Here is a 436-nt window from a genome sequence, read left to right as displayed (position 1 = left end):
AATTGCGGGCAATCGATATGGAGAGCGCCCCGCGTGGCGCAGCCGCCAAGCGCCAGCGCGATCGTCGCGACGAGCATTGCGCGAACCTTCAGCATGGCATGCCCCCAAACCGTTTCGGACCCATTTCGCACTTGCCGATAGACGCGACCTACGTACGATGTTTTACTGGAGTCCGAAAAACGTGAAAGCCGTCGCGGGGGCGAGGCGGAAAGCGCGACGCGGGGAACAGGGTCATGGAGAACAGGACACCGCATCGCTTGCGGTTGCTCGGTGCGTTTGGGCTGTTCGCGCCTGACGGCACCCGCCTGCAGATCACCAGCCGCAAGGGCATTGCCTTGCTCGCCCTGATTGCCCTGGCGCGCTCGGGCGACCGCTCGCGCGCCTGGCTGCAAGCGCAACTGTGGGGCGGCCGCGATCCCGATCACGCCCGCGCCAG

1 protein-coding gene is annotated in these 436 nt (G+C 66.1%); it reads left to right on the top strand.

Annotated elements, in window-relative coordinates; all coding sequences use genetic code 11:
• Positions 1–233: 233 nt before the first annotated feature.
• Positions 234–436: hypothetical protein (locus AACY52_RS31590; RefSeq protein WP_339561592.1), on the top strand; the 203-nt coding region annotated here is incomplete at its 3' end.

It is taken from the genome of Pseudomonas sp. EA_65y_Pfl1_P113, from assembly GCF_963970525.1.
GTDB lineage: Bacteria > Pseudomonadota > Gammaproteobacteria > Pseudomonadales > Pseudomonadaceae > Aquipseudomonas > Aquipseudomonas tritici.
Note: the sequence above shows the minus strand (reverse complement) of the source record. Positions and strands in the feature narration are given on the sequence as shown.